Origin of the sequence: Pantoea sp. PNA 03-3 (assembly GCF_003201175.1) — a bacterium.
GTDB lineage: Bacteria > Pseudomonadota > Gammaproteobacteria > Enterobacterales > Enterobacteriaceae > Pantoea > Pantoea stewartii.
The window spans coordinates 54501-76769 of the sequence record NZ_QICO01000009.1 but is presented as its reverse complement, the minus strand read 5'-3'; the positions used below and the strand labels follow the sequence as shown (position 1 = coordinate 76769).

The window sequence follows — 22269 nt, the reverse complement described above, 5'->3', positions numbered from 1 at the left end:
ACGGACGCACGATACAACGACCTTGTTGTCCAGACAGGCCGCACGCCAGTAGACCGCTCTCCTGCATTACACATGCATCCTGAGCTGAAAACCTCATTATAAGCCACTGTTTGCCCTCTGGCGGCGGCCTCCTCGCTGCTGCTATAATCACCCACCGCAGGCATCCCGCCTGTCTTCATTTCTGCCCCTTTCCCCTTACAACCTTGTCGAACGGGCGCAGACATTTTTGGCACGGATAGCTCCTCTGCGTCGTACGTACAGGGAATAAGCGCCTCAACCGCACGCTGCCCAGGCCAAAAATGACAAGTGGATAACTCTTTGGATTACTTATGCTTGATAGCTTACTTGTCATTCTGCTACTGATCGTAATCAGTGCTTTTTTTTCTCTCTCCGAAATCTCGCTGGCTGCCGCCCGCAAGATTAAGCTGAAACTGCTGGCTGACGAAGGCAACGTTAACGCTCAGCGGGTATTGAAGATGCAGGAAACGCCCGGCATGTTCTTCACCGTGGTGCAAATTGGCCTGAACGCCGTCGCTATTTTGGGTGGTATCGTCGGTGATGCGGCCTTTTCCCCGGCATTTTCCGCCCTCTTCAATCGCTTTATGTCTCACGAACTGGCCGAACAGCTCAGTTTTATCTGCTCATTCACCATCGTCACCAGCCTGTTTATTCTGTTCGCCGACTTAACCCCAAAACGGGTAGGCATGATCGCGCCAGAAACCATTGCCCTGCGGATTATCAATCCCATGCGCTTTTGTTTACTGGTGATGCGGCCGCTGGTCTGGCTGTTTAACGGCCTGGCCAACGTCTTTTTTCGCGTCTTTAAGCTGCCGATGGTACGCAAAGACGATATCACGTCCGACGATATTTACGCGGTTGTGGAAGCCGGTGCGCTGGCTGGCGTGCTGCGTAAGCAGGAACACGAACTGATTGAGAACGTGTTTGAGCTGGAATCACGCACCGTGCCCTCCTCCATGACGTCACGTGAAAATATCGTCTGGTTTGATCTGCACGAAGACGAAGTCAGCCTGAAAACAAAAATCGCTGAACATCCTCACTCGAAATTCCTGGTCTGTAATGGGGACATCGACCACATCGTTGGCTATGTCGATTCGAAAGAGCTGCTGCTGCGCGTACTGGGCAATCAGAGCATGGCGCTGAACAGCGGCGTGCAGATTCGTTCCGCGCTGATTGTTCCGGATACGCTGACGTTGTCTGAGGCGCTGGAAAGCTTTAAAACGGCGGGCGACGACTTCGCGGTCATCATGAACGAATATGCGCTGGTGGTCGGTATCATTACGCTGAATGATGTGATGACAACGCTGATGGGCGACCTGGTGGGTCAGGGCATGGAAGAACAGATTGTTGCGCGCGATGAAAACTCCTGGCTGGTGGAAGGCGGGACGCCGATTGATGATGTTATGCGCGTGCTGGATATCGATGATTTTCCGCAGTCGGGTAACTACGAAACGATTGGCGGCTTTATGATGTATATGCTGCGTAAAATCCCGAAACGTACCGACTTTGTGAAATTTGCGGGCTACAAGTTTGAAGTGGTCGATATCGACAGTTACCGCATTGATCAGCTGCTGGTGACACGGATTGATGAACGACCGCCGATGCTGAACGTGACGAAAAGCGAAGAATAGAAACACTCAGGGCGCCATCGGCGCCCTGTTTTTTAGTTAAACTCTAGCTTGAGACGAACGACCTGGCGGTTAATTTCTGACATCACGCTCAGGTGCTGTTTGTCTTTGACCCGGGGGATCAGGACTTTACCTTTATCAAACTCAAACGCGCCCACATCCTTGATGTACAACCTTCCTTTAAACAGCGTCTTAACATATTTTGCTATCTGTAGCGGATTATAGCGCTGGAAGATTTTCATACTTCTTAACTCCTTAATTTTTAAGCACGCTTCACCGTTGCCAAATTCGGTACGGGTCCATGAAGCGCGAATGCGAGATAAACTATAGAACACTCTGCTTACTTCGCACGACCAGAAATAACTTTTTTTACCGTGCTGACAGAACATTACAGAATACTCTGTTATTTACTTTTCACTATTCAGTATAAACCTTCGTTCGTTACAGAATTGTGTGGTTGATAACAAAGCTGACAGCTTTTTGAGACAGCCGCATCATCCCTGCTTACTATTACAGTTGGATGACTAACTGGTCTGATCACTGGAGAAAATAATGAGGCGTATTACTCTGGCCGCACTGGCCTTGTCACTGCTGCTTCCTGTAAGTGCGTTGGCCCACAATCTTGAGACGGGAAAACGCGTGCCGCCCGTGGGCGTCAATGACAAAGGCGAGTTGATCCTGGCGCAGGAAAAATTCAGTTATAAAGACTGGAACAGCGCGCAACTGAACGGAAAAGTACGTGTCATACAGCACATTGCAGGCCGCTCATCGGCTAAAGAGATGAATGCAGCGTTGGTTGAGGCCATCAAGTCAGCGAAACTGCCGCACGATCGCTATCAGACCACGACGATTGTGAACACCGATGATGCCATTCCCGGCACCAGCCTGTTTGTTCGCAGCAGCATTCAGAGTAATAAAAAGCAGTATCCATGGTCGCAGTTTATCGTCGACAGCAAGGGCAATGTGCAGCACGCCTGGCAGTTGCAGCAAGGCGGATCGACCATTGTGGTGCTGGATAAAAACGGTCAGGTGAAATATGTCAAAGACGGGGCACTGACGCAGCAGGAAGTCAAAGAAGTCATTACGTTGTTAAAAACGCTGTTAAAAGCATCCTGACAGGTGAAGTCGGGAGGCGAGTGCCTCCCGTCTGACGTCAGAACAGCGATACACGGAAGCCCGGATTCAGGAAAGATTCACGCGGCGCATAATCCAGCGTTCTTCCCTGCCAGTCGTGGACGTGGGCACCTGCCGCGACAGCAACGGCATGACCCGCGCCGGTATCCCAGATATTCGTGGGTCCAAAGCGCGGATAAAGCTGGGCCTTACCTTCAGCGACCAGGCAAAACTTTAACGATGAGCCGGTTGCCACCGTCTGATGTTCCCCTAGCTGCTTCAGGTACTCTTTCATCTCATCATCATCGTTGTGGGAACGACTCACCACCACCAGCGGTGGACGTGCATCCAGAACGTGAATCTGCTGCTTTTCTCCGCCCTCTTCCTTCCAGGCTTTACCTTCTGCTGCCGAGTACATCACGCCCAGCGCAGGCGCGTACACCACGCCAATGATCGGTTTGCCCTGCTCGATCAGCGCAATATTGACCGTAAACTCACCATTGCGTTTGATAAACTCTTTGGTGCCGTCAAGCGGATCCACCAGCCAGTAGCGCTGCCAGTGCTGACGGACTTCCCAACCGGGCGGATCTTCCTCTGACAACACCGGAATATCCGGTGTCAGCTGTTTCAGGCCCTTCACAATCACATCATGCGCGGCCAGATCGGCTGCTGTGACGGGCGAATCGTCTGCTTTATGCGAAACATCAGCGGGAACCGAACCGTTATAGACCTGCATAATCGCGTCGCCTGCCTCACGCGCCAGTTGGCTTATTTGCTCTAACATTTGTCACCTCATGTATGCGAATGCTACGCGTTAACTGTTATGCCTGTTGGGGTACATTTTAGCAGCTTCATGCTCGCCCCTGGTTTCAGGTAAACATTTTGAATCCTTTTTCAGCTATATCAACACAATAGCCCACAATGGCAAAGACCTCTTTTCACGCTGGCCTCTGCACTGATATGACTGAAGCAGCACCAGTCAGGCTCAAAACGTTATTTGCATCACGTTTTAATCTGCCCTTTCATTAGCCTTTTACATTACTTTTGTAGCCTTGATCTTTTAACGTTGGGAGTGAACATGGTTAAGGCGGGAATGATGTTACTGGCACTGAGCGTTTCAGTTGCAGCACAGGGAGCCACCGTGGATTTACGCGTGCTGGAAACGACCGATCTGCACAGCAATATGATGGACTTCGACTATTACAAAGATACGCCCACAGAAAAATATGGTCTGGTGCGCACTGCGTCCCTGATCCATGCCGCGCGTCAGGAAGTCACGAACAGCGTGCTGGTGGACAATGGCGATCTGATCCAGGGTAGCCCGTTAGGCGACTATATGGCTGCAAAAGGGCTCAAACAGGGTGAAGTCCATCCCGTCTATAAGGCGATGAATACGCTGGATTACAGCGCGGGAACGCTGGGCAATCATGAATTCAATTATGGTCTGCCCTATCTGCAAAAAGCCCTGGCGGGCGCGCATTTTCCTTACGTCAATGCCAACGTCATCGATCTGAAGAGCGGTAAGCCACTGTTTACGCCTTATCTGATTAAACCCACCACAGTGACCGATCGCGACGGCAACACGCAGACGGTGAACATCGGCTATATCGGCTTTGTCCCGCCGCAGATTATGGTGTGGGATAAAGGCAACCTGCAGGGCAAAGTGCGGGTGGACGATATTACAGAAACCGCCCGGCGCTACGTGCCCGAAATGCGCGCTAAAGGAGCGGACGTGGTTGTCGTATTAGCCCATTCAGGGTTAAGCAGCGAGCCGTATCAGGCGATGGCAGAAAACTCGGTTTATTACCTCAGCGAAGTTCCGGGCATCAGTGCCATTATGTTTGGTCATGCGCATGCCGTATTCCCCGGGAAAGAGTTTGCGGGGATCAAAGGTGCAGACATTGAGAAAGGAACATTAAACGGTGTGCCTGCGGTCATGCCCGGCATGTGGGGCGATCATCTTGGTGTGGTGGACCTGGTGCTGAGCAAGGAGGGCGATCACTGGCAGGTGACAAGCGGTACCGCGCAGGCGCGTCCGATCTACGATATCGCGCATAAAACTGCGCTGGCTGCTGAAGATCCTGCACTGGTTAAGGTTCTGAAAGACGATCATGATGCCACTCGCACCTTTGTCGCCCAGCCTATCGGAAAATCTGCGGATGTGATGTACAGCTATCTGTCGCTGGTGCAGGACGATCCTACTGTGCAAATTGTGAATAACGCCCAGCGCGCCTACGTCGAGCATTTTATCCAGGGCGATCCCGATCTGGCGCACTTGCCGGTACTGTCTGCCGCCGCGCCGTTTAAAGCCGGGGGACGTAAAAACGATCCTGCCAGCTATGTGGAAGTTGAGAAAGGCAACCTGACCTTCCGCAACGCAGCCGATCTCTATCTGTATCCGAATACGCTGGTGGTGATGAAAGTCAGCGGCGAGCAGGTGAAAGACTGGCTGGAGTGCTCTGCGGGTCAGTTTAACCAAATCGATCCGACCAGTCGCCGCACACAGCCGCTGATCAACTGGAATTTCCGCACCTATAACTTCGATGTGATTGACGGCGTGAGCTATCAGATTGATGTCACACAACCCGCCCGTTACGACGAAGAGTGCAACCTGATCCATCCGGACGCGTCACGCATTAAAGATCTTCGCTGGCAGGGAAAACCCATCGATCTTAAGGCGACCTTCCTGGTAGCAACCAATAACTACCGGGCCTACGCGGGCAAGTTTGCCGGAACGGGCGACAAATACATTGCCTTTGCCTCGCCTGATGAAAACCGCGCGATTCTGGCGGCGTATATCAGTGCCGAAACCAAAAAGCACGGTGAAGTGCGCCCACAGGCGGATAATAACTGGCGACTGGCTGCAATACCTGCCGCGCAGCCTCTTGATATTCGCTTTGAAACCGCACCCGGCGATAAAGCCACACACTTTATTCAGCAGCATGCGCAATATCCCATGAAGGCGACAGGGAATGACGAGACGGGATTCGCTCTCTGGCAGGTAAACTTACAGCAGTAGAGGGGTAAGGGCGGCATCGCACCGCCCTTTATCCTTACAGGATTTCCAGCAGCTCAACTTCAAAAATCAGGGTGCTGAATGGCGGGATGGACGCGCCCGCTCCACGCTCGCCGTAGGCGAGGTTGTGGGGAATCACCAGTTCCCACTTCGAGCCAACCGGCATCAGCGTCAGCGCTTCGATCCAGCCCGCAATCACGCCGGTGACCGGGAATTCCGCCGGCTCGCCACGTGCAACAGAGCTGTCAAACACCGTGCCGTCGATCAGTTTACCGGTGTAATGCACGCGTACGCGGTCCTGGCGCGAAGGAATCGGGCCTTCGCCCTGCGTAATCACGCTGAACTGTAAACCTGACTCGGTGCTGCTGACGCCTTCACGCTGAGCATGGTCCTGCAGGAAAGCCTGGCCTTCTGCGGCCATGGCTTCCACGCGCTCACGACGCACGCTTTCCGCACGCTCATGTACTTCACGCAGGGCGCGATGTACCACATCGACAGGCACCGCAGGTGAGTTCCCTTCCAGCGCGTCGCGCAGGCCCGCGAGCAGTGCTTCTGGCTGCAGCCCCTGCAGACCAGATTCCAGCAGCTGCTGGCCAACCTGTAAACCAATACCGTAACTTGCTTGTGCTTCGACGCTGTCGAAAGAAGGGGTAGTCATCTTCGTTCCTTTCACTCTCGGATATAGTAAGACGGGCAGCATAACAGCGCAGGCCGCTGGCGTAAAATCCGCAGCGCTACAGATGACTTTTGTCGGCGAAAGAGAAACAATACGCAGGTCAAATTTACCAATGCTGGCAGGCACTTCGCGTCCACATTGCCCATACTGTATAAGTGACAAGTTCCCCCTTGTCAGTGGCACTATAAGAAAGAGAGAGAATATGGGCCAGATAGCCCCTCGTCGCCGCAGGACGCATGCACTGCGTATTTTAACCCGGTTACAGAACTTACTGCCGCAACGAACGCGGTCGCAAGGTGCCGGAGCGGAGGAACCCGATATGACTTCAGACGTCCCGTCTCGCCTGCCCAACTGGCTGTATCGCCTCTGGCATTTTACAGACGATATTCGCTGGATGGACCCGCTCCCGGCTTTCCACCGTCGGGGGATCGTCATTGCCGTCATCATACTGCTGCTGGCCTTTCTCTGGCCCTCCAGTACGCCGCAGTATCCGGTCGAACGGCCTGTGACACCGTCGGCCGAAAAAGACGTGCCGATGCAGGCGGATATCTACGATAACAAACCGTCTCGCTCCTCTGCACAATCCGAACCGAAGGCGGACACGCAGGGTGACTGGCACAGCTATCAGATTGCCGCCGGACAAACGCTGGCACAGCTGTTCCGCGACAATAATCTGCCGGTCAATGATGTGTTTGCCATGGCACGCGTTGAGGGCAACGATCAGCCGCTCAGTACGCTGAAGCAGGGGCAGCAGGTGAAGATCCGTCGGGATGCGAATGGCGTCGTTACAGGCTTAACGCTGGAAGGCGCTAACGGTCCTGTCCTGTTTACCCGCCAGCCGGACGGCAGCTTTTTACGTGTAGAATAAGTCCTCCCCGGTGGCGGTCCGTCACCGGTTGCGCCCTTCATGGCCGTCATTTTATTTGCCCGCCCGGTTTCCGGGCAGACCAACCGCAACGCAAGCGGATAGCCGCGTCAGCACAGATGACGGAGCGTGGTCGCTGATGTCGCGTCGTCACCCTGATGCGCTGAGGGTTTAGCCGCACATATCATCGTCACCTTTTAATCGGCAAACAGCGCGTTGATCGCATGAGGATCGGGTTGTCCGGTACGCCTTTATGTGATGGCGAAGATGCGGGTGCCGGTGAAGAGGGATGGGGCCGGGCAGAAAAAGAAAGGGTGTTAACGACTGAAAACAAAAACGCCGACACAAGTGTCGGCGTTCAGGTGCGGCAGGCTAATAAAAATTAACCTGCAACCACGTTCACGATCAGTTTCGCGAATACTTCGCTGTGAACCTGGAAGTCCACTTCGTGCTCACCGGTGGTGCGCAGAACGCCGTTCGGTAAACGAACTTCGCTCTTAGCAACGTCAACGCCAGCTGCAGTAACAGCGTCAGCGATGTCGCGGGTACCGATGGAACCGAACAGTTTACCTTCATCGCCTGCTTTAGACGTGATGGTAACAGTGCCCAGTGCGTTGATTTTTTCTGCGCGCGCGTTAGATGCTGCCAGAACGTCAGCCAGTTTGGCTTCCAGTTCTGCACGGCGTGCTTCGAAGAATTCAACGTTTTTCTTGGTAGCAGGAACAGCTTTACCCTGTGGAACCAGGAAGTTACGAGCGTAGCCCGCTTTAACGTTAACCTGATCACCCAGGCTGCCCAGGTTTGCTACTTTATCAAGCAGAATAACTTGCATTACCTTATCCTCTTAAAGTCGTTAATGGACAGTTGCCGATTACTGATGACGATCAGTGTACGGCAGCAGAGACAGGTAACGCGCGCGCTTGATAGCACGAGCCAGCTGACGCTGGTATTTTGCGCGAGTACCAGTGATACGGCTTGGTACAATCTTGCCGCTTTCAGTGATGTAGTTTTTCAGCGTTGCGATATCTTTATAATCGATCTCTTGAACGCCTTCCGCGGTGAAACGGCAGAACTTGCGACGACGGAAATAACGTGCCATTTGGCTAGTCTCCAGAATCTATCAATTCAATCTGCTCGGCATGTAACACCATTTTACTCTGACCATTTCGCGCCTGATGGCAGCTAATAAAGCCTTCGAGAATGAGTTGCGTGCCGACCGTTATATGTTGAGTAATCACCTGATGGGCGCTGCCGCTAAGAATAACAGGCATTCGACACCAGGCTTGCCGGTGAAATCCGGCTTCCATCTGCACCGAGTTGTGCTCAAGCACGAACTGACAGTGCGGAATTCCTGACGGGCTAATTTTTCGAACTGGCGTCTTACACACGGTGCCAGACAGGCGCAGCCGATTAACCGTCACGATGGATTACTCTTCAGAATCCCCAGCATCTGAGTCATCAGCGGATTCGTTAGCAAAATCTTCGCGGCGCTCACGACGCTCGTCTTTCGCTTTAACCATCGGTGATGCTTCAGTTACCGCGTTTTTAACGCGCATAACCATGCTGCGGATAACGGCGTCGTTGAAGCGGAAGTTCGTTTCCAGCTCGTCAATCACTTCCTGCGGCGCTTCTACGTTCATCAGAACATAGTGTGCTTTGTGCAGTTTGTTGATTGGGTAAGCCAGCTGACGGCGGCCCCAGTCTTCCAGACGGTGGATCGTGCCTTCTGCACCAGTGATAGCACCAGTGTAACGCTCGATCATGCCAGGAACCTGTTCGCTCTGGTCAGGATGAACCATAAATACGATTTCGTAATGACGCATCGAAATTGCTCCTTACGGATTATTCAGCCTCCTGTCAGGGTCAGCTGCGGCCCACGGAAGCAAGGAACGTTATAGGTTGTGAATCACCGAAATGACACACACCTCTGAATGCAGCTGAAAAATTGACGCGTAATCATACTGGCGTGGGCGGACAAACTCAAGCGGGGATTTCATTTAAATCGGCGGGAGACCGCCCCGCTCACGCGCTTATGTGTGAAAAGCAAGCAAGGGCCAAAGCAAGAGGGCGGTTTCGTTAACGGATCAGAGTTGACGCTTAAAAAAGCTGACCAGCGCGGTCAGACCTGACGGCGTAATTTTATGTCCGATATGCGTTTCGGACAGCGTGGTCAGGTGGGCATCAAGCCCCTTTTCGCGTAATGCCCGATCCAGGCGCTGAGTTTCAGCAAAAGGCACCACTTCATCGGCATCACCGTGCCACAACAAAAGTGGCCGGTTCGCCAGGTTCTGCAGCCGGGCTGAAGGATCATAGTCTGCCAGCGATGCCATACGTGCTGTGAACTGGGCTTTCTGTTCTTCATTCGTTACCACCACAGGCGGAAACAACGTATGACTGAGCTGCATAAAGTAGCCTGACCCCATCATGCAGGCAACGCTGTGGATGTGTGAATAGCGCGCCATAATCCCCAGCGCCGTCATGCCTCCCATTGAGGCGCCAGCAACGGCAAAGCGCGCATCGGCAATCAGATCGTCGGCACGTAAGGCGGCCTCAATAGCCGGAAATTCATCAATGTTCTGTCTGAGGATGTCCCAGAAATGGCGCAACCGCGTCTCGGCATCACCGTTATAACGCGCACCATGCATGTCGGCATCGGGCATAACGGCACGGAAGCCTGCCTGCGCCAGCGCAACGGCAAAGTAAGCGTACACCTCTTTGGATGAGGTAAACCCGTGATAGAAAACGAGGGTGGGTAAGCGCTGGCGACGCTGACCCGCAGGCGCAGCATGCAGGCACTCGATTCCTGCAAACCTTTCCGTGGTGAGCTCTATCATTTTTTCTCCTCTCCGACGACAAATTGAGACGACATATTAGGGGTTTAATGTAATTCCGCGCTTCACAACATCATAAAGGCAATAATTTCTTAACTAAACATTTGCGCCGCGCTGCCGTTGTTAGTGCATATTTGACAAAAAATAAAGGTACTTTATGAAACGTTTCTCTCTCAGCAGAACAAGCCTTGGAGTGAAGCTGTGCGCCATAACTTCAGTAAGTGTAGGCGTTTTATTGTTAGTTTTGACGCTGATTCAAAGTCAAAATGCTTCACGCCAGTTGGAAAGTCTCGCCATGGATGACATGGTCAATCAGGTGCAGGGCATTACTGAAATGGCGTCCATGTTTAACGCGACGCTGACGCAGGAAGTGGGCAATTATACTCAACTGTTTGTCAGCTTTTTGCCTAAGCGTTTCAGCCGCGATGAAACTTCACGTATTCAGGTGGGCGAGTTTTCAACACCGACCCTGCGCGCCGGGCTCAAAACGCTGAACCTCGATCAAATTGCCGTAGATGATTTTACGGATCGTACGTCGGCCGTCGCCACCATCTTTGTGCGTGATGGTGATAATTTCATTCGTGTTTCCACCTCGCTGAAAAAAGAAGATGGCAGCCGGGCCATTGGCACCCAGCTTGATCGGACCAGTGGGGCCTGGAAAAAAGTGACGCAAGGCGAGATCTACCGTGGACTGGCCACCCTGTTTGGTCACCGTTATATCACGCAGTATCAGCCCGTTAAAGACGACAGCGGTACCGTGATTGCCATCATTTTTGTTGGCGTACAGATCGATAAACAGTACGGACTGATGCGCGAAAAAGTGCTGGCACGTCGTCTGGGCGACAGTGGGCATTTCTACGTGTTAAACGGCACGCCAGGTGCTATGCAGGGGCAGTACCTGTTTGATAAACAGGCTGAAGGTAAACGTCCCGACTGGCAGGAGGGCGTGCTGAACGCGATGCTGACGCAGCCTGAGGGCGTACAGCAAGCCGATATTGATGGGGAAACCAAAATGCTGGCCTGGCAACAGTTGCCTGGCTGGAACTGGATTGTGGTCGGTGAGGTCAACCGCGACAGCCTGCTGGCACCGGTGATTCACAGCCGCAATATGTTCCTCATAACCGGCCTGATTCTGGTCTTGCTGTTTGCGCCGTGTTTTGTCTGGTACAGCCGTCGTGCCATTACGCGTCCGTTACAGCAGGTCATCCATTTGGCTGAGCAATACGCGGCCGGTAACTTACTGGTTCATCTGGCTACGACGCGCCACGATGAAGTGGGTCAGCTGATTAATGCCATTAACGGGATTGGCGAAGGGCTGGAGAAAATAGTCGCGCAGGTTCGCCGTGCCGCGCAGGAAATCAGCGATGGCACGGATACCATTGCCGCCAGCAGTCACAACATCAGTGAGCAAATTGGGCGCCAGGCAAGCAGCGTTGAAGAGACATCGGCCAGCATGGAGCAGTTTGGTGCGACCGTTGAGCATACCGCCGACAGCCTGCGTCAGGCCATGTCGCTGGTGGCCGAGGCCAGCAGTATCGTGGATAACGGCAACCAGACGGTCACCCGTTCGGTCAACACCATGTCCGCCATTAACGTTTCGTCGCAGAGCATCGCTGACATTACGCACGTTATTGAGTCCATTGCCTTCCAGACCAATATTCTGGCGCTGAACGCCGCGGTTGAAGCCGCCCGGGCGGGTGAGCACGGGCGCGGCTTCGCCGTGGTTGCCGCCGAAGTACGGGCGCTGGCACAGCGTTCCGCCCAGGCAGCAAAAGAAATTGATACGTTGATTGCGACCTCAATACGTCACGTTGCTGAAGGCCATGCATTGTCGGAACAAACCCGCGATGCGATGAGCGAAATTGTGACGCATATTGAGCAGGTTCAGGCGTTAATGGGTGAAATTAACGTCGCCGCACAACAGCAAACGGCCGGCATTGGCCAGGTTAACCTGGCGATGAATCAGATTAGCCAGGCCACGCATCAGAACAGTGAACTGGTTACGCAGGCAGAACAGACAGCCCAGAGCCTGAGTGATAAAGGCCACCACCTGACGCAGCTTGTCAGCGTTTTCTCGATTAAGTCGTGATGATCGCGGGGCGGTGGCTTACACTTATCCTGTTAAGGTGACTCTCAAGGATTAGCTATGCGTTATGTTGTGTTACTGACGTTGAGTCTGTTGTTGAGTAGCTGCGCGGCGTTTCAGGAGACGCCGAAAGCCCCGCCCGCGCCAACGGCTCAGGCGCAGTCGATTACCCGCGCGCAAAGCTATGGTTTACCGAAGCTCGGTACGATTAGCGCCAGCGTGAGAGGCTCACCGGATGACGCGGAGCGGGCGATTGCTGCGCGCGCGAATCAGGCAGGCGCCGTTTATTATCAGATTCTGATGGTCGACGAAACGATAACGCCTGGCATCTGGTATACCACCGCGATCCTCTACGGTGCCTCACCGGCCGCTGGCGCGCGCCAGTAGGCGATCGGCCAGTGCCGCATCGATAGTGGGTTCGCCCCGCGTATCCAGCCACTGGCCGCACCAGGCATCCGCCAGTCGCGGTTCAGCGTGGCGTAACAGCTGAACCGCTGTGGCCAACTGCAGGATGTCCTGTGTTAACGTCCGCGCCTGGGCTTCATCGTGTTTGCCCAGGCGCAGCTTCAGTTGACGCCAGCGTCTGTCGAAGTGGCGGTTAACGCCCTTTACCTCATCACATTCCCGAATTAACGCCTCCACGATGCCGCTCTTTTTGCTTATCACACGCAGAACATCCAGACACATCACATTGCCTGAGCCTTCCCAGATGCTGTTAACGGGCATATCACGGTAAAGCCGGGGCAGTTCGCTTTCCTCGCAGTAGCCATTTCCTCCCAGCATTTCCATGGATTCCGCTACAAACGGCATGCCCGCTTTGCAAATCACAAACTTCGCCGCGGGGGTTAACAGCCGGGCAAACGCCGCCTGATTCGCGTCATCCGCCTGCGACCAGGCACGCGCCAGCCGCATCAGTAAGGCCGTTTGCCCTTCCAGTTGTAGCGCCTGACGCGCTAACACCTGACGCATCAGGGGCTGATCCACCAGATTTTTTCCCATCACCTGGCGCTGGTGGGCATGGTAAAGGGCGACGGAGAAGGCCCGGCGCATTTGTCCGTGGCTGCCCAGCGCACAGTCAAAGCGCGTCATGCCGGCCATTTTCAGGATCAGGCGCACGCCTTCGCCCTCTTCACCCAGCAGCCAGCCGGTTGCGTCTTTGAACTCCACTTCACTACTGGCATTGGCGCGGTTACCGAGTTTGTCTTTTAAGCGCTCAATGAAAATGGCGTTATGTGACCCGTCCGGCAGCAGGCGAGGCAGAAAGAAACAGCTGAGTCCCTGCTGCGTTTGCGCCAGGATGACGTGGGCATCGCTTTGCGGTACAGAGAAAAACCATTTATGGCCGATGAGGCGATACGCTTCGCCACTTCCCCGTCCCTGCAGCGGCTCTGCGCGCGTGGTATTCGTCAGCACATCGCTGCCGCCCTGCTTTTCAGTCATCCCCATGCCGATCAACAGTCCACGCTTCTGATCGCCCGGCATCGCATGTGTGTCGTAACGATCGCTGAGTAATGGCTCAAGCCAGCCCCGAAACGCGGTGGGCAGATAGCGTTGCAGCAAGGGAATCGCGGCGTGCGTCATCGTCACCGGGCAAAGCGTGCCGGCCTCAACCTGGGCATGCAAAATAAACCGGGCCGCGCGCGCCACGCTGGCGTTTGGCTGTACATCAGGCTGCCAGCTGAGATTATGCAGACGGCTGCTGCACACGCCCTGCATCAGCAGATGCCAGGCAGGATGAAAGCGCACGTCATCCACTCTTACGCCGCGCGCATCATAGCGGTGAAGTTCAGGAGGACAGGTATTCGCAAGCCGCCCCAGCTCCAGCGACTCTGCACTGCCCAGTTGACTGCCTACCGATGCCAGCCAGTCGCTGTCCCCTCCGCCGCCTTCACGCAACAGCGCGTCACATAACGGCACGTCAGACAGAAACAGGTTGCTGTTACTGAGAGGAAAAGGTTGATTAAAAACGGTGTGAGTTGTCCAGGTCATAACGGCTCCTCGCGGATGTCACTCACTCAGTATGTAAGGTGAGTGGCCATTATGACCGGACAGAAAACCTAATTTGCGGCGGCGATCACGCGTTGCGCTGACGCACCGCCTCAAACAAACAGACGCCCGTTGCGACTGAAACATTGAGCGAGGAAACGCTTCCTGCCATTGGAATGCTGATCAGTTCGTCACAGTGCTCACGCGTCAGGCGGCGCATGCCTTCGCCTTCCGCGCCCATGACCAGCGCCATCGGGCCTGTCATCTTACTTTGATAAACGGTGTGGTCGGCTTCACCAGCGGTACCCACAACCCAGATGTGATATTCCTGTAGCAGACGTAACGTACGCGCCAGATTCGTGACCCTGATTAACGGGATGTTTTCCGCTGCACCGCTGGCCACTTTTTTAGCGGTTGCGTTCAGGGGCGCAGAGCGATCTTTCGGCACGATAACGGCATGTACCCCCGCCGCGTCGGCACTGCGCAGGCAGGCACCCAGGTTATGCGGATCGGTGACGCCGTCCAGCACCAGCAGGAAGGGTTTCTCCAGGCTCTGCAGCAGATCCGGCAGATCGCCCTCCTGATACTGCCGACCCGGCTTAACACGTGCCACGATGCCCTGATGTACGCCGCCTTCGACCTGGCTGTCCAGCCATTTGCGGTCGGCCAGCTGAATGACGATCCCTTGAGCTTCCAGCGCGGTCACCAGCGGTTGCAGGCGACGATCGTCGCGGCCTTTGAGAATAAAGACTTCCTGGAAACGTTGCGGGTCACGTTCCAGCAACGCCTGCACGGCATGGATACCAAAAATAATTTCGCTCATCAATCTGCTCAGTGGTTGGAAATAAATGGATAACAGCCCCTGCGCGAACGCAGAGGCCTGGGCGCATCAGGCAGGCTTCGCCTTCTTCGCGGCGCGCTTCGCCTTAGTGGCGGCGGCGATTTTACGGGTTTTCTCCGAAACTTTTTTACTTTTTTTCTCAGTCTTTGCCGCAGCAGGCTTGCTGCCACTCTTGCGGAAAGCGGAATCCGGTTCAAAGTTGGTTTTACGGCTGGCCTGGCGACGGCGTTTGGTTGGTGCTTTACCGTCCCGCTTCGCCTTGTCACGTTCGGTTTTCCCTTCGCCGCGCACCTGACGCTTGCTGGAGATCAACGCAAAGTCAATCTTGCGCTCGTCCATATGGACCGCTTCAACACGCACTTCAACCGCATCACCTAAGCGATACGTGCGTCCACCGGATTCACCGATCAACCGCTGCCCCACCGGATCAAAGCGGTAGTAATCATTGTCCAGTGTCGACACATGCACCAGGCCGTCGATAAACAGATCGCTGAGACGGACAAAGAAGCCAAAGCCGGTAACGCTGGAGATGACACCATTGAAGACATTACCGACCTGATCCTGCATAAAGTCACATTTCAGCCAGTCGGCGACATCGCGGGTGGCTTCGTCGGCACGACGCTCGGTCATGGAACAGTGCTGGCCCAGTTGCAGCATCTGCTGCATATCGTAGTGATAACCGCCCGTTGGTGTCGTCAGGCCCTTCACGTCGCCCTGCTCTTTAGCCAGCAAATACTTGATGGCGCGGTGCAGGAGTAAATCCGGATAACGGCGAATGGGTGAAGTGAAGTGAGCATATGACGCCAGCGCCAGGCCAAAGTGCCCACGGTTTTCCGGGTCGTACACCGCCTGTTTCATGGAGCGCAGCAGCATGGTTTGCAGCATTTCCGCATCCGGACGATCGGCAACCTGCTCCAGCAACGCGGCGTAGTCGACAGGCTGCGGTTTATTGCCTCCTGGCAAACTCAGGCCAAGTTCATTTAATACGGTGCGGAAACTTTTGATGCTGTCGTCGCTGGGGCGATCGTGATCGCGGAACAGCGCAGGCTCCTGATTCTTCTCCACGAAGCGGGCAGAAGCAATGTTTGCCAGAATCATGCACTCTTCAATCAGCTTGTGGGCGTCATTGCGCGAGGTGCGTTCAACGCGTTCGATGCGGCGTTCAGCGTTGAAAATAAACTTCGCTTCTTCTGTCTCAAAGGAGATACCACCCCGTTCTTCGCGGGCGGTTTCCAGCACCTGGTACATGTTGTGCAGTTCCTGCAGGTCTTTGACCAGCGGCGCGTACTGCTCACACAGCTCCGGGTTGCCTTGCAGAATATTCCACACTTTGGTGTAGGTCAGACGCGCATGGGAGTTCATCACCGCTTCATAGTGTTTAAAGCCGGTGAGTTTACCTTTTGCCGATACGGTCATTTCGCACACCATACACAGGCGATCGACCTGAGGATTCAGCGAGCACAAGCCGTTCGACAGCACTTCCGGCAGCATCGGCACTACCTGCGAAGGGAAATATACCGATGTCCCGCGCTGCTGTGCTTCGTTATCCAGCGGTGTGCCGGGGCGAACATAGTAACTGACGTCCGCAATGGCCACCCACAGACGCCAGCCACCTCCGCGCTTTTTCTCGCAGTAAACCGCGTCATCAAAATCGCGGGCATCCTCACCGTCGATAGTGACTAACGGCAACTGGCGCAGATCGACCCGGCCTTTTTTCGCCGACTCGGGCACCTCTTCACTCAGCTTGCTCACCTGAGCTTCAACCTCTGGCGGCCAGCTGTGCGGAATTTCATGGGTGCGCAGCGCCATATCCACGGCCAGGCTGGTGCCCATATCATCGCCAAGAATCTCGGCGATTTTACCGATTGCCTTCGAACGCCGGGTTGGACGTTGTAAAAGCTCAACGACCACGACGGACCCCATGCGGGCATTCATGGTTTCTTCAGGCCCGATCAGAATATCGAAGCTCAGACGACTGTCGTCGGGCACAACAAAGCCGACGCCGGCATCGGTGAAATAACGGCCGACGATTTGATTATTGCGCGGTTCCTGAACCCGAACGACACGCGCTTCGCGGCGACCTTTTCGATCGGCCCCCAGCGGTTGCGCCAGGATGACATCGCCATGCATACAAAATTTCATCTGTTCGGCAGAAAGATACAGATCGTCTTTTTGCCCTTCAACGCGTAAAAAGCCATAGCCATCGCGATGACCAATGACCTTTCCACGCAGCAGATCAAGACGTTCAGGCAGGGCATAACACTGGCGGCGGGTGAAAACTAACTGGCCATCACGTTCCATTGCACGTAAACGACGGCGTAAGGCTTCGAGGTGCTCTTCTTCCTGCAAATTCATTTCTTGTGCCAGCTCTTCGCGGCTGGCGGGTTTTTCGCGTTTTTCTAATAAAGCCAGAATAAATTCACGGCTTGGAATAGGGTTTTCGTACTTTTCAGCTTCTCTGTCCAGAAAAGGATCTTTTGACATTACGGTTCCTCCGATGTCATTGAGTATTCATTGCCACCGGCGGTTCAGACAATACAATTTCATATAAAGGCGTATTACCTTCCACTAAATCTGCCAGCGTATAGCCGTCCAGTTCTTTTAAAAATAACTGCACGGCATCATGTAAGGCCTGCTTAAGGCGACAGGCAGGCGTGATAGAGCACCGGGCGCAGTCAACCAACTGCAAAGGTTCCATTTTGCGAACCACATCACCAATGATGATATTTCCCGGAGGCATTCCCAGACGAATGCCCCCATTTTTGCCACGTATGGCCGCAACAAACCCAGCACGACTAAGTTGATTGATAATTTTGACCATATGATTACGCGACACGCCATACGTATCGGTGACCTCTGTAATACTGGTTAGTCTGCCTTCCGGCAGCGTGGCCATATAAATCAACGCCCTCAGGCCGTAGTCGGTAAAACTTGTTAGCTGCACAGTGACCTCAGTCAATCATTCGGTGGCACCTGTATGCTCGCCCGTCCTGCTGTTTATTTCAATATTGAACTGGTTCTGACGTATTTCGCTACGATGATAAACCAGAGTGTTGGCGGCTGTGTATTTTTTTCAGCCAGTGTAGAGTTGGACAAGCGAAGGGAATTTTAGTGGCATTAAATCACATAAAAAACAAAGGCCGGACATTGTCCGGCCAGCTGATGATTACGCGCTGAATGGGTCACGCAGAATCATTGTCTCGCTACGATCAGGGCCGGTTGAAATAATATCAATCGGAACACCGGTCACTTCTTCTACACGTTTGATGTAGTTGCGCGCCGCCTGAGGCAGGCCTTCCAGCGTTTTAACGCCAAAAGTGGTTTCGCTCCAGCCCGGCAGGGTTTCATAGATCGGCTCAATGCCTTCCCAGTTCTCAGCAGCCAGCGGCGTAGTGGTGACTTCACTGCCGTCAGGCATGCGATAAGCCACGCAAATTTTTACTTCTTTCAGACCATCCAGTACGTCCAGCTTGGTCATACAGAAACCAGACAGTGAGTTGATCTGCACCGCACGGCGGACCGCAACGGCATCCAGCCAGCCCGTACGACGGCGGCGGCCTGTAGTGGCACCAAATTCGTTACCTTGCTTGCAAAGGAACTCACCGGTTTCATCGAACAGCTCGGTAGGGAACGGACCCGCACCCACACGCGTTGAGTAGGCTTTAACAATACCCAGTACGTAATCGACAAAACGCGGGCCGATACCTGAGCCTGTCGCCACACCACCGGCGGTGGTGTTGGACGAGGTCACATAAGGATAGGTACCGTGATCGATATCCAGCAGTGTTCCCTGCGCGCCTTCAAACATAATCAGATCGCCACGCTTACGCGCCGTATCCAGCAGTTCAGACACATCGACCACCATGCCGGTCAGAATGTCGGCAACCGCCATGACATCGTTCAGCACTTTATCGTAGTCGACGGCTTCTTCTTTGTAATAATTCACCAGCTGGAAGTTATAGAGATCCATCACTTCTTTCAGCTTGGCAGCAAAGGTTTCTTTGTTGAACAGGTCGCTGACGCGCAGTGCACGACGGGCAACTTTGTCTTCGTAAGCCGGTCCGATGCCACGGCCCGTCGTCCCGATCGCTTTTGCACCGCGCGCTTTTTCGCGCGCCATGTCCATGGCGACATGGTATTGCAGGATCAGCGGACAGGCTTCAGAAATCAGCAGACGTTCGCGTACGGGAATCCCACGCTCTTCCAGGCCTTTCATCTCTTTCATCAATGCTTCAGGAGAGAGAACCACGCCATTACCAATGATGCTGGTAACGTTATCACGCAGGATGCCAGAAGGGATTAAGTGGAGAACGGTTTTTTCACCGTTGATGACAAGTGTATGGCCCGCATTGTGGCCGCCTTGATAACGCACCACGTAGTTAGCGCGCTCAGTCAGAAGGTCTACAATCTTACCTTTACCTTCGTCACCCCATTGGGTGCCCAGTACGACGACGTTCTTACCCATTTCTCAAAATCACCGATTGCTTAAAAAAGGATTCTACCATCTGATTTTATGGTTTTCAGCACTTTTAGCACACGATTGCGCGCTTTTTTGCCTGCGTTTTGATCACTACTACATCCAGGGGGTAAACGCGGCTTCAGATACCACACAGACGGCGAGCGCCACCTTATCAGGCTTCGCCATGCAGCCGCAGCATGCAGTAAATCACCACGCCGGCGACCACTAATCCCCCACCAAAACGGTGTAAAAGCCGATCGGGCAACTGGGTCATGCTCAACACTACGCGCCGCCACAGCCGTGGCATAAACATCGGCCCCAGTCCCTCGAGCACTAAAACCAATGCCAGTGCCATCCAGATATTTACGTTCATTCCGCATCCAAAAAAAAGGCCGACAACATTGTCGGCCTGTCAGTTATATCAGTTCTTAGCGCGTGGCGTTAGACGGCGCCTTCATATAGCGGAAGAAGTCACTGTCCGGGCTCAACACCATCACGTCCTGATTTTCGTTGAAGCTGTTTTCATAAGCACGCAGGCTGCGGATAAAGGCGTAGAAATCCGGATCCTGACTGAAAGCATTCGCAAACAGTTTTGCCGCTTCTGCATCGCCATCACCGCGGGTAATCAGGGCTTCACGCTGGGCTTCTGCCAGCGTACGGGTAACCTGATAGTCAGCCTGAGCACGCAATTTTTCCGCCTCTTCCTGTCCCTGTGAACGCTGGCTACGCGCAACCGCTTCACGCTCGGCGCGCATACGGTTAAAGATCGCATCTGAGACTTCCGTCGGCAGATTGATCTGCTTGATCCGCACGTCAACAACCTGAATCCCTAACGCCGCCATACTGTTTGGATTTGGCGAAGGTTCACTGCTGTTGGTTTCCCGTTCAACCCGTGCCGCTGCACTGGCGATAGCATCATCTGCGGCTGGTGTAGACACGTCATCGTCACCGCCTGCCGTACCGGTATTCAGCGCATCACGGACATCCGTGGTCAAACGACCACGAGAATCGGTCACGATGTCTTTCACGTCGAGACGGCCCATTTCTGAACGTAAACGGTCACTGAATTTACGCTTCAGCAGCACTTCGGCCTGAGACACATCCCCACCACCGGTTGCCAGGTAGTAGCGACTGAAATCGCTGATGCGCCACTTAATGTAAGAGTCGACAATCAGATCTTTCTTCTCTTTGGTCACGAAGCGATCGGCCTGGTTATCCATGGTCTGGATACGCGCATCCAGCATTTTAACCGTTTCGATAAACGGAATCTTGAAATGCAGACCCGGTGCAAAAACCTGAGGCTTGTTTTCGCTGTCGCGCAGGACTTTACCAAAGCGCAGGACAATACCGCGCTCACCTTCCTGTACCACGAAGAGCGACGCATAAATGGCGACCAACGCGATAATAATGACAACTATGACTGGCTTACGCATTGATTACTCTCTCCCTTCGCGCTGGGTATCGTTGCGCAGAGCGTTGGCTCGACGCTGATCCATGATGCTGTCTGGACTGTATGACGACGTGTCCGTGCGGCTTGCACTCCGATCGGAAAGTGACGGCAATGCTGCGCTGCTCTTTTGCCCGTTCTTCGCAGAGGAAGACTGAACACCACGCATCAGTTGATCGAGAGGCAGAACCATCAGGTTGTTACCACGATCGTTCACCAGCACTTTACGTGTATGACTCAGAACACGCTCCATGGTCTCAATGTACAGACGCTCTTTGGTAATTTCCGGCGCGGCTTTATATTCCGGTAAAAGCTTGGCAAAACGCGCCACTTCACCCTGTGCTTCCAGCACCGTGCGCTCTTTATAAGCACGTGCTTCTTCCAGCACACGCTGCGCACGACCGTTAGCCCGCGGTTGAACTTCGTTCGCATAGGCTTCCGCTTCACGCACATACTGCTCACGGTTTTCACGCGCGGCAATCGCGTCATCAAACGCTGACTTCACCTCTTCAGGAGGACGCGCCGCCTGGAAGTTAACGTCAAGCACCGTGATGCCCATATGGTACGGGCGAATGGTTTCGTCGATTTCGCGCTGCGTTTCGCTACGCACGACCGTACGACCTTCTGTCAGAATACGATCCATGGTAGAGCGACCAATTACGCCGCGCAGCGCACTGTCCGTTGCCTGACGCAGGCTGTCGTCCGGGCTGGTAACAGAGAACAAATAGCGTTCCGGATCGGTTACGCGGTACTGCACGTTCATCTCCACGCGCACGACGTTTTCATCAGAGGTCAGCATGACGCCCGATGCCGCCAGTTCACGCACGGCTTCGACATTCACGGCGCGGACCTGATCGATAAAGGTGGGCTTCCAGTTCAGGCCTGGCTCAACGATGTGGCTGAACTTACCAAAGCGCGTGACAACACCGCGTTCCGCTTCTTTGATCGTATAAAATCCGCTTGCTGCCCAGATCACTACTGCCGCAACAGCGACAATGCCAAAAAGTTTGCCGCTACCGCCGGAACTGCGCTGACCATTGTCACCTTTATTGCCGCCGCCGAATCCGCCAAGCTTTTTACTCAGCTTGCGGAAGATATCATCCAGATCAGGAGGCCCAGATTCCTTACCTCCCTTATTCCCCCCAGAGTTGCCGCCTTGATTATTGCTGCTTCCCCACGGGTCGCGGTCCTGTCCGTTATTTCCGGGCTGATTCCACGCCATGTCATTACTCCATTTATAGTTTTAGCTGCTTACCCTTGTGATTTTCCGTTGTGGCGGCACTGGCTGCGTCTGTGTTCCCGA

At 54.1% G+C, this 22269-nt stretch carries 22 protein-coding genes; 6 read left to right on the top strand and 16 right to left on the bottom strand.

Going from position 1 to position 22269, the window contains the following annotated elements:
* Positions 1 to 329: 329 nt before the first annotated feature.
* Positions 330 to 1649, top strand: coding sequence for a hemolysin family protein (locus tag C7433_RS19845; RefSeq protein WP_033740022.1), 1320 nt, complete (start codon positions 330 to 332; stop codon positions 1647 to 1649).
* A gap of 32 nt (positions 1650 to 1681) precedes the next feature.
* Here the strand turns inward: C7433_RS19845 and C7433_RS19840 are convergent, their stop codons facing one another.
* Complete coding sequence (locus C7433_RS19840) at positions 1682 to 1888, bottom strand: DUF1107 domain-containing protein (protein ID WP_003855513.1); 207 nt, start codon at positions 1886 to 1888, stop codon at positions 1682 to 1684.
* Positions 1889 to 2198: 310 nt separating this feature from the next.
* On the opposite strand from C7433_RS19840, the gene C7433_RS19835 reads away from it, so the two are divergent.
* The gene (locus tag C7433_RS19835) at positions 2199 to 2762 is read left to right on the top strand and encodes a YtfJ family protein (RefSeq protein WP_110268759.1); all 564 of its coding nucleotides are present in this window, start codon (positions 2199 to 2201) and stop codon (positions 2760 to 2762) included.
* Positions 2763 to 2799: 37 nt separating this feature from the next.
* On the opposite strand, the gene cysQ is transcribed toward C7433_RS19835, so the two are convergent.
* Positions 2800 to 3543, bottom strand: coding sequence for a 3'(2'),5'-bisphosphate nucleotidase CysQ (cysQ, locus tag C7433_RS19830; RefSeq protein WP_006118356.1), 744 nt, complete (start codon positions 3541 to 3543; stop codon positions 2800 to 2802).
* 294 nt (positions 3544 to 3837) lie between these two features.
* On the opposite strand from cysQ, the gene C7433_RS19825 reads away from it, so the two are divergent.
* Positions 3838 to 5778: a bifunctional 2',3'-cyclic-nucleotide 2'-phosphodiesterase/3'-nucleotidase gene (locus C7433_RS19825; RefSeq protein WP_033740025.1), complete on the top strand. Its 1941-nt coding sequence runs from the start codon at positions 3838 to 3840 to the stop codon at positions 5776 to 5778.
* A 34-nt stretch (positions 5779 to 5812) separates the two neighbouring features.
* On the opposite strand, the gene fklB is transcribed toward C7433_RS19825, so the two are convergent.
* The gene (fklB, locus tag C7433_RS19820) at positions 5813 to 6433 is read right to left on the bottom strand and encodes an FKBP-type peptidyl-prolyl cis-trans isomerase (protein WP_006118358.1); all 621 of its coding nucleotides are present in this window, start codon (positions 6431 to 6433) and stop codon (positions 5813 to 5815) included.
* Positions 6434 to 6653: 220 nt separating this feature from the next.
* On the opposite strand from fklB, the gene C7433_RS19815 reads away from it, so the two are divergent.
* Positions 6654 to 7319: an OapA family protein gene (locus C7433_RS19815; RefSeq protein ID WP_158281346.1), complete on the top strand. Its 666-nt coding sequence runs from the start codon at positions 6654 to 6656 to the stop codon at positions 7317 to 7319.
* Between the two features lie 379 nt (positions 7320 to 7698).
* Here the strand turns inward: C7433_RS19815 and rplI are convergent, their stop codons facing one another.
* From rplI to yjfP, 5 genes are all read right to left on the bottom strand, one after another.
* Positions 7699 to 8148, bottom strand: a complete 450-nt coding sequence (gene rplI, locus C7433_RS19810) for a 50S ribosomal protein L9 (protein ID WP_006120926.1) — start codon at positions 8146 to 8148, stop codon at positions 7699 to 7701.
* Positions 8149 to 8187: 39 nt separating this feature from the next.
* Entirely contained in the window at positions 8188 to 8415 is a 228-nt protein-coding gene (rpsR, locus tag C7433_RS19805; RefSeq protein ID WP_000135199.1) for a 30S ribosomal protein S18, read from the bottom strand.
* A 4-nt stretch (positions 8416 to 8419) separates the two neighbouring features.
* On the bottom strand, positions 8420 to 8737 hold the full coding sequence (gene priB, locus C7433_RS19800) for a primosomal replication protein N (protein WP_006120927.1): 318 nt from the start codon (positions 8735 to 8737) through the stop codon (positions 8420 to 8422).
* A gap of 6 nt (positions 8738 to 8743) precedes the next feature.
* Positions 8744 to 9139 (bottom strand): 30S ribosomal protein S6, encoded by a 396-nt coding sequence (gene rpsF / locus C7433_RS19795; protein WP_006120928.1) that lies wholly within the window; start codon positions 9137 to 9139, stop codon positions 8744 to 8746.
* A 261-nt stretch (positions 9140 to 9400) separates the two neighbouring features.
* Positions 9401 to 10150: an esterase gene (gene yjfP / locus C7433_RS19790; protein ID WP_054633019.1), complete on the bottom strand. Its 750-nt coding sequence runs from the start codon at positions 10148 to 10150 to the stop codon at positions 9401 to 9403.
* A gap of 154 nt (positions 10151 to 10304) precedes the next feature.
* Between yjfP and C7433_RS19785 the strand changes: the two genes are divergently transcribed.
* A complete protein-coding gene (locus C7433_RS19785; protein ID WP_054633018.1) occupies positions 10305 to 12236 on the top strand; it encodes a methyl-accepting chemotaxis protein in 1932 nt (643 codons plus the stop codon).
* A gap of 57 nt (positions 12237 to 12293) precedes the next feature.
* Positions 12294 to 12620 (top strand): biofilm peroxide resistance protein BsmA, encoded by a 327-nt coding sequence (gene bsmA / locus C7433_RS19780; RefSeq protein WP_033740034.1) that lies wholly within the window; start codon positions 12294 to 12296, stop codon positions 12618 to 12620.
* Here bsmA and C7433_RS19775 read toward each other — a convergent pair.
* The 8 genes from C7433_RS19775 to hflK form a co-directional block, all read right to left on the bottom strand.
* Positions 12594 to 14222: an isovaleryl-CoA dehydrogenase gene (locus C7433_RS19775; protein WP_110268758.1), complete on the bottom strand. Its 1629-nt coding sequence runs from the start codon at positions 14220 to 14222 to the stop codon at positions 12594 to 12596. The two genes, bsmA and C7433_RS19775, sit on opposite strands and share 27 nt — an antisense overlap.
* 85 nt (positions 14223 to 14307) lie before the next feature.
* Positions 14308 to 15042: a 23S rRNA (guanosine(2251)-2'-O)-methyltransferase RlmB gene (rlmB, locus tag C7433_RS19770; RefSeq protein WP_033740035.1), complete on the bottom strand. Its 735-nt coding sequence runs from the start codon at positions 15040 to 15042 to the stop codon at positions 14308 to 14310.
* Between the two features lie 66 nt (positions 15043 to 15108).
* Positions 15109 to 17544 carry a ribonuclease R gene (gene rnr, locus C7433_RS19765; protein WP_006120935.1) on the bottom strand — a complete coding sequence of 812 codons (2436 nt, stop codon included), beginning with the start codon at positions 17542 to 17544 and terminating at the stop codon, positions 15109 to 15111.
* 16 nt (positions 17545 to 17560) lie between these two features.
* Positions 17561 to 18004, bottom strand: coding sequence for a nitric oxide-sensing transcriptional repressor NsrR (gene nsrR / locus C7433_RS19760; protein ID WP_006120936.1), 444 nt, complete (start codon positions 18002 to 18004; stop codon positions 17561 to 17563).
* A gap of 222 nt (positions 18005 to 18226) precedes the next feature.
* Positions 18227 to 19525, bottom strand: a complete 1299-nt coding sequence (locus C7433_RS19755) for an adenylosuccinate synthase (protein ID WP_033740036.1) — start codon at positions 19523 to 19525, stop codon at positions 18227 to 18229.
* Between the two features lie 166 nt (positions 19526 to 19691).
* On the bottom strand, positions 19692 to 19892 hold the full coding sequence (locus tag C7433_RS19750) for a DUF2065 family protein (RefSeq protein ID WP_006120939.1): 201 nt from the start codon (positions 19890 to 19892) through the stop codon (positions 19692 to 19694).
* 55 nt (positions 19893 to 19947) lie between these two features.
* Positions 19948 to 20952, bottom strand: a complete 1005-nt coding sequence (hflC, locus tag C7433_RS19745; RefSeq protein WP_110268757.1) for a protease modulator HflC — start codon at positions 20950 to 20952, stop codon at positions 19948 to 19950.
* Positions 20953 to 20955: 3 nt separating this feature from the next.
* Positions 20956 to 22188: an FtsH protease activity modulator HflK gene (hflK, locus tag C7433_RS19740; RefSeq protein WP_033740037.1), complete on the bottom strand. Its 1233-nt coding sequence runs from the start codon at positions 22186 to 22188 to the stop codon at positions 20956 to 20958.
* Positions 22189 to 22269 lie beyond the last annotated feature (81 nt).